Genomic DNA, 15,692 nt, shown 5'->3' with positions numbered 1-15,692 from the left:
TCAGGGCTTGACCCGCAGGCGCTTGAGCGTTTCCTGCAGGGTTTCGTTGTCGGCGTCGCTCAGCAGCGCTTCCTTCCAGATCGTGACCGCGCGGTCCTTCTGGCCGATGGACCACAGCACTTCGCCGAAGTGGGCGCCGATCTCCGGATCGGGGCGCGTCTTGTAGGCGGCCTCGAGGATGCGGATGGCCTCGGCCGTGTTGCCGAGTCTGAACTCGACCCAGCCCAGGCTGTCGGCGATGAACGGGTCTTCCGGCGCGAGCTGCACGGCCTTCTGGATCAGCGTGCGGGCTTCCTCGAGCCGGATCTTGCGATCGGCGAACGAGTAGCCGAGGGCGTTGTAGGCGTTCTGGTTCTCGGGCTTGAGCTGCATCAGCCGGCGCAGCAGCCGCTCCATCTCGTCGAGGCGGTCGAGCTTCTCGGCCATCATGGCCTGGTCGTAGACGAGGTCGGTGTCGTCGGGCGCGGCGGCCGAGGCCTGGGCCAGCATGTCGTAGGCGGCCTGGAACTGCTTGGCGTCGCGCAGCAGTTGCACCTCGGCCAGGAACTTCTGCTTCTTGTCCTCGGGCGTGCGCTCGGGCAGGCCGCGCACGAGCTCGCGTGCCTGCGGCAGCTTGCCCTGGCGCGCCAGCAGGCCGGCACGGCGCGTCTGCGCGATCACCAGATCGTCGGTGTTGTCGATGCGCGCGAGCCAGCGCTCGGCGCCGGTGAAGTCCTTGCGCCGCTCGGCCAGTTGCGACAGCAGCAGGTAGGCCTGCGTCACGCCGCGGTTGCGGTCGCCGGCCTCGGCCTGCGCGGCGGCGGCCGGCTGGCTGCTGGCCAGCTCGAGGTAGCGCTTGAGCGAGGTTTCGGCCGCGGCGTCCTGGCGTGCCTGGGCCTGCAGGCTGCCGAGCAGCAGCCAGGGTTCGGCGAGTTCGGGGCGCGCGACGGTCAGCGATTGCAGCTGGCTCGAGGCTTCGGCGTAGCGGCGGTTCTCGACCAGCACGCGCGAATAGGCCACGCGCAGCTCGGGCGAAGCCTTCGGATTGCCGGCCAGGTAGCGCGTGACGATCGGTTCGGCCAGTGGCTGGCCCGGATCGATGAGTTCGAGTGCGAGCGCCGGGGGCGCATCGGAGGCCGGGTCGGCCTGCTGGCCCTTGCGCGCGGCCTCGAGCGCACCCGAGTTGTCGCCGGCATTGAGGCGCAGCCGGCCCACCGTGGCCCAGGCCATGCCCGCCGTCGCGGGATTCTTGAATTCGTCGACCAGCGCCTGCTCGACCACCGAGGCGGCGAGCTTCTTGTCGGTGGCGCGCGAGTAGTTGCGCGCGATCACGGCCATCAGCAGCGGTCGTTCGACCTGCGGGCTGGCCGCGATCTCGGCGCGCAGCAGTTCGGTCGTGTCGCCGATGCGGTTGAGCAGGATCAGGATCTGCAGCTCGAAACGGCGCGCGTCGCGCGAGTTGGGCACCGTGTCCTGCCAGGCGCGTGCCGCGGCGAGGGCGGCGTCGCCCGAGCGCGACTGCAGCGCGATCTCGATCGCGCGCTGGAACAGCTTGCCGTCGCGCAGCCTGCGCGCTGCATCGAGCACGTACTGGTAGCCCGAACCGGGATCGCCCGAGCGCGCGCTGAGCTCGCCCATGAGGATCTCGTAGAACATGTCGGCGCTCAGGGCCGAAGGCTGCGGCGCGGGATCGGCCGCGGCGGCCGCTGCAGCGGGCTTTGCGGGCGCCGTGCGCGCGGGCGGCTTGGCGGGCTGCGGGCTCGCGGGCGTCGCCGGCTTGGGCGGCGCGCTGCGTTCGATGATGGGAGCCGGGCTGTCCGGCGCGGCGGGGTCGGAGGACTGCGCGTGGACGTGGGCGGCGCAGGCCAGGAGCACGAGTGACGCGGCCGCCGCAAGGCGGTGTCGGCGGGGCGATGGAATCATCGAACCATAATAATCCATGCATTTGAACGAGCACCGCGTGGGGCTTCGTGTCCTGCAGTTGTTGGAGCCCCATGCCTGAGCTACCCGAAGTCGAAGTCACGCGGCGCGGAATCGCGGACCGCATCGCCGGCGCGCGCATCGATGCGGTGCGCATCGGCAAGCCGCTGCGCTGGGCGCTGATGGTGGCGCCCGAGCTGCTGGTGGGTCGCCGCGTGCGCGAGGTGCGCCGGCGCGGCAAATACCTCCTGATCGATCTCGACGTGGGCCTGCTGCTGCTGCACCTGGGCATGTCGGGCAGCCTGCGCTTCGATGCCGCCTTGCCCGAGCCCGGCGTGCACGATCACTTCGACCTGGTCACCGACCGCGGCACGCTGCGGCTCAACGATCCGCGCCGCTTCGGCGCCGTGGTCTACGTCGACGACGAGGCCGCGCCCTGGGCGATCAAGCTGCTCGGCGGGCTCGGCATGGAGCCGCTGGGCGAGGCCTTCGACCTCGATGCCTTCCATGCCGGCCTGCGCAAGCGCCGCACCGCGATCAAGCAGGTGCTGCTCGCGGGCGACGTGGTGGTGGGCGTGGGCAACATCTATGCTTCGGAAGCGCTGTTCCAGGCCGGCATCCGTCCCACGTTGTCGGCCGCGCGCATCAGCCGGCCGCGCGCCGCGCGGCTGCATGCCGCGGTCAAGGAGATCCTGGCGCGGGCGGTCGAGAAGGGCGGCAGCACCCTGCGCGACTTTTCCATCGACGGCCAGAACGGCTACTTCCAGCTCGAGGCCACGGTCTATGGCCGTGCCGGCGAACCGTGCAGGGTCTGCGGCACGCCGATCCGGCTGTTGCGCCAGGGGCAGCGCTCGACCTATTTCTGTCCGGTGTGCCAGAAGTAGTCCGATGAACGGTCGCAGTGCCGCAGTCCGGCCGGAGGTCAATGCGTACCGGTCACCCGGTTTTCAGATTGCGATGTTATATTTGTAAGAAAGTTTTTACATTTCCACCTTGAGCCGCTCCTTCAACCAACAACTCGACCAGCACGGTGCGTGGCGGAGCAATTTCGCCCACCGCTTGCAGTGGCTGTCCCGCTGGCTGACCGAGAACGAGCTGCTCGACCAGGCGGTGGCCGAGCGGCTGCGCGGGCTCGAATCGCAGATCCGCACCAGCAAGGTCATGGTGGCCTTCGTCGCCGAGTTCTCGCGCGGCAAGTCGGAGCTGATCAACGCGATCTTCTTCGCCGGCTACGGGCGGCGCATCATGCCGGCGAGCGCGGGCCGCACCACCATGTGCCCGACCGAGCTCGGCTACGACGCCATGCTGGCGCCCAAGCTGCGCCTGCTGCCGATCGAGACCCGCCTGGAGCCGCATTCGCTCGCCTACTGGCGCGACCAGCCCGCGCGCTGGACCGAGATCGCGATCGACGTCGGCGATGCCGAACGGCTGGCCCAGGCCATGGCCAAGGTGGCCGAGGTGCGCTGGGTCTCGCAGGACGAGGCGCGCGCGCTGGGCTTCTGGAACGAGGAAACGCCCGACGACAACCCGGTGCAGGACGCCGAGGGCCGGGTCGAGATCCCGCGCTGGCGCCATGCCGTGCTGAACATGCCGCATCCGCTGCTCGAGCAGGGGCTGGTGATCCTCGACACCCCGGGCCTCAACGCGATCGGCGCCGAACCCGAACTGACGGTGAGCCTGATCCCGCAGGCGCACGCGGTGGTCTTCATCCTCGGCGCCGAAACCGGCGTCACCCGCTCCGACCTGTCGATCTGGCGCGAGCACCTGGTGACCGAGAACGAGGGCAGCGACACGCGCTTCGTGGTGCTCAACAAGATCGACACCCTGTGGGACACGCTGAGCACCCACGCGCAGATCGAGCAGCAGATCGAGCAGCAGCGCCAGGTCGCCGCCAAGCACCTCGACGTGCCGCTCGCGCAGGTGCTGCCGGTGTCGGCGCAGAAGGGCCTGCAGGCCAAGGTGCACCGCGATGCGCGGCTGCTCGAGGCCAGCCGCCTGCCCGCGCTCGAGGCCCTGCTGGGCCAGGGCGTGCTCGGCAAGCGCGAGACCATGCTGCGGCTGGCCGTCGATGCCGGCATGGCCGCGCTGCGGACCGAGGCCGAGCGCATCCTCAAGGTGCGCCAGCGCGACCTGGCCGAGCAGGCGCTCGAGCTGCAGGGGCTGCGCGGCAAGAACGTGTCGGTGATCCGGCACATGCGCGCGCGCATCGACCAGGAACAGAACGAGTTCGAGGGCAGCAACGCGCGCATCCTGGCGCTGCGCTCGGTGCAGGGCAAGCTGCTGCGCGAGGTCTACGCGGTGCTGGGCCGCACGGCGCTCAAGGCCGACATGGTGCGGCTGTCGGCCGCGCTCAAGCGCCCCGGCGTCAAGTTCAACGTGCGCAAGGTGTACGGCGAGACTTTCGACTCGCTGCGCAACAACCTGCGCGAGGTGCAGGCGACCACGGCCGAGATCCAGTCGATGCTGCATGCCACCTTCCGCCAGCTCAATGCCGAGCAGGGCTTCACCCTGCAGGCGCCGGCCGAGCCCGACCTCAGCGGCTTCGAGCAGGAGCTCAGCCAGATCGAGCGCAGCCACATCCACTACCTGGGCGTGGGCAACATGCTCAAGCTCGCGCAGGCCGACTTCTGCGACAAGCTGGTGCGCGCGCTCGCGAGCCGGCTGCGGCTGGTGAACGAGGCCGCCATGACCGAGGTCGAGCGCTGGAGCAAGGGCGCCAGCGCGCAGATCGATGCGCAGCTCAAGGAGCGCCGCCGCAACTTCAGCAAGCGCATCGAGGCGATCGAGCGCATCCAGAACGCGGCCGGCAGCCTCGACGAGCGGCTGCTCGAACTGGCGGCGCAGGAGAGCGCGCTGGCCGGGCTGCAGCAGCGCCTGAGCGAATTCACCGCGCTGATCGCGCAGCATGGCAAGCCGTCCGCCACGGCGGCCGCGGCCGGCGAGCTGCGTGCCGCGGCCTGAGCACGGCGTGCCGGCGTCCGCTGCCGCGCGCACGCGCAAGCGCAGCCCCGAGGCTGCCGCGTCCGCAACCTTGAAAATTCCCGCGGGCTTCGCCGAGCGCGTGGTCGCGTGGCAGCGCAGCCATGGCCGCAGCGAGCTGCCGTGGCAGAACACGCGCGATCCCTACCGCGTGTGGCTGTCCGAGGTGATGCTGCAGCAGACGCAGGTCACGACCGTGCTCGGCTACTTCGCGCGCTTCCTCGAGCGCTTTCCCGACGTGCGGGCGCTGGCCGAAGGCACCGAGGACGAGGTCTTCGGGCTCTGGAGTGGCCTCGGCTACTACAGCCGCGCCCGCAACATGCACCGCTGCGCGCAGGAGGTGATGGCGCGCTTCGGCGGCAGCTTCCCGCAGACGGCCGCCGAACTGGCGACCTTGCCGGGCATCGGCCGTTCCACCGCCGCGGCCGTCGCGGCCTTCTGCTTCGGTGAGCGCGTCGCCATCCTCGACGGCAACGTGAAGCGCGTGCTGACGCGCGTGCTGGGCTTCGGCGAGGACCTGTCCTCCTCGGCCAGCGAGCGCCTGCTCTGGGAGCATGCGACGCGGCTGCTGCCGCCGGCCGACGACCGCGAGGCGATCGCGAGCTACACGCAGGGCCAGATGGACCTCGGCGCCACCGTCTGCCTGCCGCGCAAGCCGAGCTGCATGCTGTGCCCGGTCAACGACAGCTGCGTGGCGCGGCGCGAAGGTTCGCCCGAGCGCTATCCGGTCAAGACGCGCAAGCTGCGGCGCACGGCGCAGTCGCTGTGGGTGCTGCTGGCGCGCGATGCGAGCGGGCGCGTATGGCTCGAGAAGCGGCCCGCCAAGGGCATCTGGGCCGGCCTGCACTGCCTGCCGGTGTTCGATTCGCGCGACGAACTGCTGGCCGCGCTGCCCGCGGCCGAGCGCGATCGCTGCGAGGACCTCGCGCCCTTCGTGCACGTGCTGACCCACAAGGACCTGCACCTGCATCCGGTGCGCATCGATGGCGGAACGCCGCAGGGCGATGCGGCGCGCTGGGTCGAGGCCTCGGAATGGCTGGGCCTGGGACTGCCCGCGCCGGTGCGCAAGCTGCTCGAGAACACCGGGGGCTGAGGCTCTCGGCCCCTCGTCCTTTTTTTCTTCAGCTCGCGTCGAGTTCGCGGTGCCGCTTGAGCGCGCCCCAGCGCGCGCCGAAGCTGCGCGCCAGCTGTTCGACCAGGAACACCGAGCGGTGCTGGCCGCCGGTGCAGCCGATCGCCACCGTCACGTAGCTGCGGTGGTCTCGTGCGAGCGCATCGAGCCAGCGCGTGAGGAACTGCTCGATGTCCTCGTACATGCGCGCCACGTCGTCGTGCTCGCGCAGCCAGTCGGCCACCGGCGCGTCGCGGCCGGTCAGCGGCCGCAGCGTGGGCACGTAGTGCGGGTTGGGCAGCATGCGCACGTCGAACACGAAATCGGCATCGAGCGGCACGCCGCGCTTGAATGCGAAGGACTCGAAGACCAGCGTCAGGCGGCTCTGCGGCGCCGAGATCAGCGACTTGACGTAGCTCTGCAGCTGCGCCGGCCGGATCAGGCTGGTGTCGATCACGTCGGCGCCTTCGCGCAGGTCGGCCAGCAGTTCGCGCTCGAGCTCGATGGCCTGCACCAGCACGCGCTGCTGGTCGGGCACGTCGGTGCGGCCTTCCTGGCTCGATAGCGGATGGCGGCGCCGGGTTTCCGAATAGCGGCGCAGCAGCGCGTCGGTGGTCGCGTCGAGGAACAGCGAGCGCAGCGACACGCCGTCGTTGCGCAGCGCCTCGAGCTGCTGCGGAACGATCGGCAGCGAGACGCCGCTGCGCACGTCCATCGCGATCGCCACGCGCTGCGCGTTCTGCGCGTGCTGCAGCGCGATGAAGGGCGTGAGCAGCTCGGGCGGCAGGTTGTCGACGCAGTAGTAGCCCGCATCCTCGAGCGCATGCAGCGCGACCGACTTGCCGGAGCCCGACATGCCGGTGATGAGCACCAGGTCGAGGCTCATCGCGCAGCCCCGTGGTCGTGGCGCACCGCCTTCATGAGGTGGCCGCCGGCGTCTTGTGGCCCAGCATCTCGCGCGCGTGGGCGAGCGAGGTCTGCGAGACCTTCTCGCCGCCCAGCATGCGGGCGATCTCGTTCGCGCGGCTGTCGTCGTCGAGCAGCGACACGCCGCTCTCGGTGCGCGGACCGTCCTTGCCGGTGGTTCCCGCGGTCTGCCGCTTAGCGACCACGAGGTGGTGGTCGGCGCAGGCCGCCACCTGGGGCAGGTGGGTGACCGCGAGCACCTGACGGTCGCGGCCCAGCTGCTTCATGAGCCGGCCCACGGTCTCGGCGACCGCGCCGCCGACGCCCGAATCGACCTCGTCGAAGATCAGCGTCTGGGCGGCGCCGAGCTGGCTGGTGGTGACCGCGATCGCGAGCGCGATGCGCGAGAGCTCGCCGCCCGAGGCCACCTTGCCGATCGGCCGCGGCGTGCTGCCGGTGTGGCCGGCGACCAGGAAGGCGATCTCCTCGAGACCGGCCTTGCCCGGCTGGGCCAGCAGCTGCAGATCGACCTCGAAGCGGCCGCCCTGCATGCCCAGGCCCTGCATCGCCTGCGTGACCGCCTGGGCCAGCTTGGGCGCGGCCTGCTTGCGCAGCTTGCCGAGCGCGCGGGCCTCCTTCAGGTAGGCCTGCTGCGCCGTCTGCTCGGCGCGTTCCAGGCCTTCGAGGTCGCTCTGCGCGTCGAGGGCCTGCAGCTCGGCCTGCCAGCCGGCCAGCAGCGCCGGCAGTTCGGCCGGCGGGCGCTTGTAGCGGCGCGCCAGCGACATCCACAGGCTCATGCGTTCGTCGAGTTCGGCCAGCCGCTGGGGGTCGGTGTCGGCGTCGCGCAGGTAGCCGTGCAGCGAGTGCGCGGCATCGGCGGCCTGCGCGATGCTGGAGGACAGCACCTCGCCGAGCGCGCGGAACTCGGGCTCGATGTGTTCGCAGTTCTGCAGCAGCGTGACCGCGCGCGAGAGCGCGGCCAGCGCGCCGTTGTCCTCGTCCTCGAGCGCGTGGCTGGCGCCCTGGGCGGCGTCGATCAGCGCCTGCGCGTTCGAGATGCGCGTGTGGCTCCCCGACAGTTCTTCCCATTCGTCGGCGCCCGGCGCGAGCTTCGCGACCTCCGAGATCTGCCACTGCAGCCGTTCGCGTTCGCGCTGCAGCGAATCCTGCGTGCCGCGCGCACGCTCGAGCGCGGACAGCGCCTGGCGCCAGCCCTGCCAGGCGGCGTCGAGCGCATCGGTGCGCACGCCGGCGTAGGCATCGAGCAGGCCGCGCACCGCGTCGGGCCGCGTGAGGCTCTGCCAGGCGTGCTGGCCATGGATGTCGAGCAGCCGGTCGCCGATGTCGCGCAGCTGCGTCGCGGTGGCGGGGCTGCCGTTGATCCAGCCGCGGCTGCGGCCCTGCAGGTCGACGGTGCGGCGCAGCAGCAGGGCATCGCCCGCCTCGAAGCCGCCTTCGTCGAGCCAGGCCACGAAGGCCGGGTCGTGGTCGAACTCCGCGCTCACGTCGAGCCGCTCGGCGCCTTCGCGCACCGCGCCCGCATCGGCGCGGTTGCCGAGCGCGAGCTGCAGCGCGTCGATCAGGATGGATTTGCCCGCGCCGGTTTCGCCGGTCAGCACCGTGAAGCCGTCGGACAGGTCGATCTCCAGGGATCGCACGATCACGAAATCGCGCAGTGCGATGCGTCTGAGCGCCATCTCAGGAACCTCCTTCGTTCCAATGCAGTTTCTTGCGCAGGGTGTCGAAATAGCTCCAGCCGCGCGGATGCAGGAAGCGCACCCGGAAATCGGAGCGGCGCACCACCACGCGGTCGCCGATCGCGAGCGAGGCCAGCGATTGCATGTCGAAATTCGCGCTGGCATCGCGCCCGCCCACGAGCTCGATCACGATCTCGTCGGCATCGGGCAGCAGCACCGGGCGGTTCGACAGCGTGTGCGGCGCGATCGGCACCAGCACCCAGCCCGGCACCGCCGGATGCAGCAGCGGCCCGCCGGCCGACAGCGCATAGGCCGTCGAACCCGTGGGCGACGCGATGATCAGGCCGTCGGCGCGCTGGTTGGCCACGAAATGCTTGCCCACCGAGACCCGCAGCTCGACCATGCCCGAGGTCGCGCCGCGGTTGACCACCACGTCGTTCATCGCGAGCGCATCGAACACCACGGCGCCGTCGCGCATCACCTGCGCGTGCATCAGGCTGCGGTGGTCTTCCTCGTATTCGCCGGCCAGCATCGGGATCAGCGTGGCCTGGAAGTTGTCGAGCGGGATGTCGGTGATGAAGCCGAGCCGGCCCCGGTTGATGCCGATCAGCGGGATGCCGAAGGCCGCGAGTTGCCGGCCGATGCCGAGCATGGTGCCGTCGCCGCCGACCACCAGGCCGAGGTCGCACTGCTGGCCGATCTGCTCGACCGTGAGGGCCTCGTAGCGGTCGCCGGTGGGCAGGGCCTGGGCCGGTTCGTCGTCGCCGCGCGGCTGTTCGACGTAGACCTTGCAGCCCTGGGATTCGAGAAAACTCGCGATGCCTTCCATCACGCTGTCGCGCTCGCCGCACCGGGCTCCGGAAGCCTGGTATTTGCCGATCAGCGCGACGTGACGAAAGGGAGAGGTCATGGCTACAAATTACAACACTAAAATCTTGCAATGCTGGACGACCGCGCCAAGTTGCTGCTCAAGACGCTCGTCGAGCGCTACATCGCCGAAGGCCAGCCTGTCGGCTCGCGAACGCTCTCGCGTTCCTCGGGCCTGGACCTCTCGCCCGCGACCATCCGCAACGTGATGTCGGACCTCGAGTCGCTCGGGCTGATCGCCAGTCCGCACACCTCGGCCGGCCGCGTGCCCACGGCGCGCGGCTACAGGCTTTTCGTCGACACCATGCTCACCGCGCAGCGCGAGCACCTGGCCGCGCCGAGCCTCGCGCCCGACCAGCCGCAACGCGTGATCGCCAACGCGGCGCACCTGCTGTCGAACCTCTCGCAGTTCGTCGGCGTGGTGATGGCGCCACGGCGTTCGTCGGTGTTCAAGCAGATCGAGTTCCTGCGCCTGTCGGACCGCCGGCTGCTGGTGATCATCGTCTCGCCCGAAGGCGACGTGCAGAACCGCGTGATCTTTCCCGAGGCCGACTACTCGCAGTCGCAGCTGGTCGAGGCCGCGAACTACATCAACGCCCACTACGCGGGCCTGACGATCGAGCAGGTGCGCGACCGGCTGCAGTCCGAGGTCGACACGCTGCGCGGCGAGATCGCGGCGCTGATGCAGGCGGCCGTGAAGGTCAGCTCGGACGTGTTGAGCGAATCGCAGGAGGACGACGTCGTGATCTCGGGCGAGCGCAACCTGCTCGCGGTCAGCGACTTCTCGAGCGACATGGGGCAGTTGCGCCGCGCCTTCGAGCTCTTCGAGCAGAAGGCGCAGCTGATGCGGCTGCTCGACGTGTCGAGCAAGGCCGAGGGCGTGCGCATCTTCATCGGCGGCGAGAGCCAGGTGGTGCCGGTCGAGGAACTGTCCATCGTCAGCGCCAACTACGAGGTCGACGGCCAGGTCGTGGGCACGCTCGGCGTGATCGGCCCGACGCGCATGCCCTACGAGCGCATGATCCAGATCGTCGACATCACTTCCAAGCTGGTCAGCAACGCGCTGAGCCACCGCAAGTAGCAAGGCGCCTTTTCGGCGCGAATAGAATCGAGCCCACGTGGGCCGTTAGCTCAGTTGGTTAGAGCAGCGGACTCATAATCCGTTGGTCGATGGTTCAAGCCCATCACGGCCTACCACCCGTATTTTTGAGATTTGTTTCGACGGATCGAAAAGGCCTCAAAAAATACATGCTATGATAGCAAGCTGTGCGGCTGTAGCTCAGTTGGATAGAGTACTTGGCTACGAACCAAGGGGTCGTGGGTTCAATTCCTGCCAGCCGCACCACTCTTCAAGGGTCAACTCGGAAACGAGTTGACCCTTTTCTTTTTGGTACGAGGCTCGTCCGCGCAGGGCGGACGCCACGCTTCTCTTCGATCTCCGGAGGCGTCGCTTGAACAAGGCATTCACCAAGGAAACCGATTCCGACGCGGACGACGATGGCGCCGACGGCGCCATGCCGCCACTGCCCGCGGGCGGCAAGAACTACATCACCCCCGCCGGCTACGCGCGTCTGCGCACCGAGCTGCTGCAGCTGATGGACGAGGAGCGGCCCAAGGTGGTCGAGGCCGTGCACTGGGCCGCCAAGAACGGCGATCGCTCGGAGAACGGCGACTACCTCTACGGCAAGAAGCGGCTGCGCGAGATCGACCGCCGCATCCGCTTCCTCACCAAGCGCCTCGAGATCGCCGAGGTGACCGATCCCTCGGTGCACCACGGCAGCGACCAGGTCTTCTTCGGCGCCACGGTGCGCTATGCGGACGAGAGCGGCGACGAGCGCAGCGTGACGATCCTCGGCATCGACGAGGCCGACAGCGCGCAATCGCAGGTCAGCTGGATCTCGCCGATCGCGCGGGCGTTGCTGAAGGCGCGGGAGGGCGATGTGGTCAAGCTCGTCACGCCGGGCGGCACGCACGAGGTCGAGCTGCTGTCGGTCGTCTATCCGGCGCCGGCGCCGGGCGCCGCATAGAGGCTGCGCCGCAGGCGCGACGCGGACTCAGGACGCGGGAACGGTGCGCGCCGCGGACAGCACCGAGGTGGTCCGGCGCACCGAGCGCAGCACCGCGTCCAGATGCGAGCGGTCGCGCACCGCGATCACGAAGCGCAGATCGGTCGAATCCTGCGGCGTCTCGTCGGCCATCTCGACGTGGGTGATGTCGGCTTCGGCATCGGCCAGCGTCGCGGCCACGCGCGCCAGCACGCCCTTGTCGTTGCGCACGGTGATGATCACGCCGGTTTCGAAGGCGCGCGTCGGTTCGTCGGCCCACTCGACCGCGAAGAAGCGTTCGCTGTCCTTGTGACGCAGGCGCTGGCCCACGCCGCAGGCCTCGGTGTGCACCACCAGGCCTTCGCCGTGGCCGAGGTAGCCCACGATCGGGTCGCCCGGGATCGGGCGGCAGCACAGCGCGAAGCGCACCGAGGAGTTCTCGCTGCCGTCGAGCGTGACGGCGCCCTGAGAGATGGTTTCGTGCGAGATGAAGCGCTCGCGGCTCAGCAGCAGAGCGTCGGGGCGTTCGCCGAGCTCGGCCATGAGCGCCATCAGCCGCTTGGCCACGATGCTCGCGATGCGCTTGCCCAGGCCGATGTCAGTCAGCAGCTCGGCGCGCGTGCGGTTGCCGGTGAAGCGCAGCAGCTTTTCCCACAGCGGCTGGTGCTCCGTATCGTCCTCGGGCAGCTTGCTCAGGCCTTCGGCGCGCAGGGCCTGCGCCAGCAGCTTCTCGCCCAGGCCTTCGGATTCGGCATGGGCCAGGGTCTTGAGGTAGTGGCGGATCTTCGAGCGCGCACGGCCGGTCCGCACGAAGCCGAGCCAGGCCGGGTTGGGCGTGGACACCGGCGCGGTGATCACCTCGACCACGTCGCCGTTCTTGAGCTCGGTGCGCAGCGGCACCTGGTCGCCGTTGATGCGCGCGGCCGAGGTGTGGTCGCCGATGTTGCTGTGGATCGCGTAGGCGAAGTCGACCACGGTCGCGCCGCGCGGCAGCGCCATGATCTGGCTCTTGGGCGTGAAGACGTAGACCGCGTCGGGGAACAGGTCGACCTTGACGTGGTCCCAGAACTCCGCGGCGTCACGCGTCTCGTCCTGGATGTCGAGCAGCGACTGCAGCCACTTGGTGCCCAGGCGGTCGTTGCTGGCCGTGCTCGGGTCCGCGGCCTTGTAGAGCCAGTGCGCCGCCACGCCCGATTCGGCCACCACGTGCATGGCGTCGGTGCGCAGCTGGAATTCGACGCTGACGCCCGCCGGGCCCACCAGCGTGGTGTGCAGCGACTGGTAGCCGTTGAGCTTGGCGATCGCGATGTGGTCCTTGAACTTGCCCGGCAGCGGCTTGTACATCTGGTGCAGGATGCCCAGGCCGGTGTAGCAGGCGATCACGTTCGGCACGATCAGCCGGAAGCCGTAGATGTCGGTCACCTGGGCGAAGCTCAGGTGCTTTTCCTCCATCTTGCGGTAGATCGAATAGAGCGTCTTCTCGCGCCCCGCGATCCGCAGCGTCATGTGGGCGGCGGCGAAGGCGGTCTCGACCTCGCGCTGCACCTTCTGGATCAGGTCGCGCCGACGGCCGCGCGCCTTGGCCACGGCCTTGGCCAGCGTGGCGTAGCGCCACGGTTTGAGGTGCCGGAACGACAGTTCCTGTAACTCGCGGTATGTCTGGTTGAGGCCGAGCCGGTGCGCGATGGGCGCGTAGATGTCGAGCGTTTCGCGCGAGATCCGGGCCCATTTCTCGCGCGGCGCGTCGGCCAGCGTGCGCATGTTGTGCGTGCGGTCGGCCAGCTTGACCAGGATGACGCGCACGTCGCGCGCCATCGCCAGCAGCATCTTGCGGAAGGACTCGGCCTGGTTCTCTTCGCGCGTGTTGAACTGCAGCTTGTCGAGCTTGGTGAGGCCGTCCACCAGTTCGGCCACCGGCGCGCCGAAGCGCTCGATCAACTCGGGCTTGGTGACGCCGCAGTCCTCGATGGCGTCGTGCAACAGGGCGGCCATCAGGGCCTGCGCGTCGAGCTTCCATTCGGCGCATTGCGCCGCCACGGCGATCGGGTGGGTGATGTAGGGCTCGCCGCTGTTGCGCAGCTGGCCCAGGTGGGCCTCGTCGGCGAAACGGTAAGCGCGGCGGACCAGTTCGGTGTCTTCGGGGCTCAGGTAGTCGAGCCGCGCCGTCAGGGCCGCGAAGCTGGCGGCGGCCGCATTCAGCGCCGCCGGGCTCGGCTTCGGCGTGCCCGCAGGGGCATGGGACTGAGATTTTGCGACCGCGCTCATGGCTATCACTTTAGCGTGACCGCTGTGTGGACGTGATCAGGCGTAAAAAAAGCACCGCGTCGCGGTGCTTTTCCGTTGCAAGCCTGCGTCAGCGATCAGCCGGGAACCTTCTTGAGCATTTCCAGGCCGATCTTGCCTTCGGCGATCTCGCGCAGCGCGGTCACGGCCGGCTTGTTCTTGCTTTCGATCTTCGGGGCATGGCCCTGGCTCAGCATGCGCGCGCGGTAGGTCGCGGCGAGCACGAGCTGGAAGCGGTTGGGGATCTGCTGCAGGCAGTCTTCGACGGTGATGCGGGCCATGATGGAATCTTTCGGTCGGTGAGCGTGGAATCAGGGGATGTTCAAGGCGGCGAAAGTGTCGGCACGCGCGCGTCGCTGCGCGGAATACCGGAGCCGCTGAGCGTGGACGATCGCCTTGAGATCGAACAGTGCGCGCTCAAATAACTCGTTGATTATAACGAAATCGAATTTCCCGGCCTGAGCCATCTCTTCGGCGGCGTTCTGCAGCCGCAGTTCGATGACCGCGGCGCTGTCCTCGCCCCGGCGTTCCAGCCGCGAGCGCAGCTCTTCCCAGCTCGGCGGCAGGATGAAGATCATCACCGCGTTCGCGAAGGCCTTGCGGATCTGCAGGGCACCCTGGAAGTCGATCTCGAGGATCACGTCGGCGCCCTGGGCGATGCGTTCCTCGATCGCCTTCTTGGAGGTGCCGTAGCGCTGCCCGTGCACGTGGGCCCATTCGACGAAGGCGTCCGAAGCCACCATGGCGTCGAATTCCGAGGTCGAGGCGAAGAAGTATTCGCGGCCGTGCTTTTCCTGCCCGCGCGGCGAGCGCGTCGTGTGCGACACGGAGGGCTGCACCGCCGAGTCGAGCTCCATCAGGGCCTTCACGAGGCTCGACTTGCCGGCCCCGCTCGGTGCCGCAACCACGAAGATGTTGCCGGGATAGTCCATGCTTTCCTTCACTCGCTCGCTCACTCGATGTTCTGGACCTGCTCGCGCATCTGCTCGATCAGCACCTTCATGTCCACGCCGATGCGCGTGAGTTCCAGCGCCGCCGACTTGGAGCCCAGCGTGTTGGCCTCGCGGTGCAGCTCCTGGATCAGGAAGTCGAGCCGCTTGCCGATCTCGCCGCCCTTCTTGAGCAGCCGCTCGATCTCGTCGAGGTGCGAGTTCAGCCGCGTCAGCTCCTCGGCCACGTCGATGCGGATCGCGAACGCGGTCGCCTCGGTCAGCGCGCGGTCCTGCGCCGCTTCGGGCAGCGTGCCGCCACCGTTGGCGCCCAGGCCCATGGCCTCCTGCCAGCGCTCGAGAAAACGGGTGCGCTGCTGTTCGACCAGTTGCGGCACCAGCGGGCCGGCCTGCGCGACCAGTTCGCGCAGCTGTCCCAGGTGCGCCTCGAGCATCTTGGCCAGCCGCGCGCCTTCGCGCTGGCGGGCCGACACCAGCGCCTCGAGCGCCTTCGCGCCCACCTCGAGCAGGTCGGCGCCCCAGTCGCCGCGCGGCGTACTGTCGCTGCCGGCCAGCCGCAGCACGTCGGCCACGCTGAGTTCGCGCGCGCCGGGCAGCCAGGCCTTGATGCCGTCCTGCACGCCGTTGAGCCGTTGCAGCAGCTTGACGGAAGGCTCCGCCACGCCGCCCTGGGCATTGGTTTCGATGGCCGCGCGCAGTTCGACCTTGCCGCGCTTGAGGCGGCCGGTCAGCAGTTCGCGCAGGGCGGTCTCGTGCTGGCGCAGCTCTTCGGGGAGCTTGAAGGTGAGGTCGAGAAAGCGGCTGTTGACCGAGCGGATTTCGACCCCGAGCCGGCCCGCGGCCAAGGGCCGCGCGTCGGTTTCGGCGTGGCTGCCCGAGGGGCCGTTCTGGCCGCTGGCATAGCCGGTCATGCTGTAAACTGGCATTGCGCCTCTCTGTGGTTCTGCTTGCATTC

Annotated in this window: 13 protein-coding genes and 2 tRNA genes; 7 read left to right on the top strand and 8 right to left on the bottom strand. The window is 69.1% G+C overall.

Translation table 11 applies throughout. The annotated features are described in order from the left end of the window. The gene (locus AC07PU_RS33610) at positions 1–1,902 is read right to left on the bottom strand and encodes a tetratricopeptide repeat protein (RefSeq protein ID WP_431510334.1); all 1,902 of its coding nucleotides are present in this window, start codon (positions 1,900–1,902) and stop codon (positions 1–3) included. A gap of 71 nt (positions 1,903–1,973) precedes the next feature. On the opposite strand from AC07PU_RS33610, the gene mutM reads away from it, so the two are divergent. The 3 genes from mutM to mutY all read left to right on the top strand — a co-directional run bounded on the left by mutM (position 1,974) and on the right by mutY (position 5,971). Continuing rightward, positions 1,974–2,783: a bifunctional DNA-formamidopyrimidine glycosylase/DNA-(apurinic or apyrimidinic site) lyase gene (gene mutM, locus AC07PU_RS33605; RefSeq protein WP_093341156.1), complete on the top strand. Its 810-nt coding sequence runs from the start codon at positions 1,974–1,976 to the stop codon at positions 2,781–2,783. Between the two features lie 109 nt (positions 2,784–2,892). Beyond that, a complete protein-coding gene (locus tag AC07PU_RS33600) occupies positions 2,893–4,860 on the top strand; it encodes a dynamin family protein (RefSeq protein WP_495322578.1) in 1,968 nt (655 codons plus the stop codon). A 76-nt stretch (positions 4,861–4,936) separates the two neighbouring features. Beyond that, the gene (mutY, locus tag AC07PU_RS33595) at positions 4,937–5,971 is read left to right on the top strand and encodes an A/G-specific adenine glycosylase (RefSeq protein ID WP_495322685.1); all 1,035 of its coding nucleotides are present in this window, start codon (positions 4,937–4,939) and stop codon (positions 5,969–5,971) included. A 28-nt stretch (positions 5,972–5,999) separates the two neighbouring features. On the opposite strand, the gene rapZ is transcribed toward mutY, so the two are convergent. From rapZ to AC07PU_RS33580, 3 genes are read right to left on the bottom strand one after another with little or no spacing between them, the layout of a single operon-like run. After that, entirely contained in the window at positions 6,000–6,875 is an 876-nt protein-coding gene (gene rapZ / locus AC07PU_RS33590) for an RNase adapter RapZ (RefSeq protein ID WP_057595151.1), read from the bottom strand. Positions 6,876–6,906: 31 nt separating this feature from the next. Then, positions 6,907–8,592, bottom strand: a complete 1,686-nt coding sequence (recN, locus tag AC07PU_RS33585; protein ID WP_495322577.1) for a DNA repair protein RecN — start codon at positions 8,590–8,592, stop codon at positions 6,907–6,909. Position 8,593: 1 nt separating this feature from the next. Next, positions 8,594–9,502 (bottom strand): NAD kinase, encoded by a 909-nt coding sequence (locus AC07PU_RS33580; RefSeq protein WP_093341151.1) that lies wholly within the window; start codon positions 9,500–9,502, stop codon positions 8,594–8,596. Between the two features lie 30 nt (positions 9,503–9,532). Between AC07PU_RS33580 and hrcA the strand changes: the two genes are divergently transcribed. From hrcA to greB, 4 genes are all read left to right on the top strand, one after another. Continuing rightward, positions 9,533–10,540, top strand: a complete 1,008-nt coding sequence (gene hrcA, locus AC07PU_RS33575; RefSeq protein WP_093341149.1) for a heat-inducible transcriptional repressor HrcA — start codon at positions 9,533–9,535, stop codon at positions 10,538–10,540. A 39-nt stretch (positions 10,541–10,579) separates the two neighbouring features. Further along, positions 10,580–10,656 (top strand) — tRNA-Ile (locus tag AC07PU_RS33570). A gap of 71 nt (positions 10,657–10,727) precedes the next feature. Next, positions 10,728–10,804, top strand: a tRNA-Arg gene (locus tag AC07PU_RS33565). A 106-nt stretch (positions 10,805–10,910) separates the two neighbouring features. Beyond that, positions 10,911–11,486: a transcription elongation factor GreB gene (gene greB, locus AC07PU_RS33560; RefSeq protein WP_495322575.1), complete on the top strand. Its 576-nt coding sequence runs from the start codon at positions 10,911–10,913 to the stop codon at positions 11,484–11,486. 27 nt (positions 11,487–11,513) lie between these two features. On the opposite strand, the gene AC07PU_RS33555 is transcribed toward greB, so the two are convergent. The 4 genes from AC07PU_RS33555 to AC07PU_RS33540 all read right to left on the bottom strand — a co-directional run bounded on the left by AC07PU_RS33555 (position 11,514) and on the right by AC07PU_RS33540 (position 15,663). After that, a complete protein-coding gene (locus tag AC07PU_RS33555; RefSeq protein WP_495322574.1) occupies positions 11,514–13,769 on the bottom strand; it encodes a RelA/SpoT family protein in 2,256 nt (751 codons plus the stop codon). 95 nt (positions 13,770–13,864) lie between these two features. Next, complete coding sequence (rpoZ, locus tag AC07PU_RS33550) at positions 13,865–14,068, bottom strand: DNA-directed RNA polymerase subunit omega (protein WP_057595157.1); 204 nt, start codon at positions 14,066–14,068, stop codon at positions 13,865–13,867. A gap of 30 nt (positions 14,069–14,098) precedes the next feature. Beyond that, positions 14,099–14,719, bottom strand: coding sequence for a guanylate kinase (gmk, locus tag AC07PU_RS33545; protein ID WP_057595158.1), 621 nt, complete (start codon positions 14,717–14,719; stop codon positions 14,099–14,101). 20 nt (positions 14,720–14,739) lie between these two features. Then, positions 14,740–15,663, bottom strand: a complete 924-nt coding sequence (locus AC07PU_RS33540; protein ID WP_093341143.1) for a YicC/YloC family endoribonuclease — start codon at positions 15,661–15,663, stop codon at positions 14,740–14,742. Positions 15,664–15,692: the final 29 nt, after the last annotated feature.

The organism is Variovorax sp. GW821-FHT10D07, from assembly GCF_059415325.1.
This window is presented reverse-complemented; position numbering and strand designations above follow the sequence as displayed.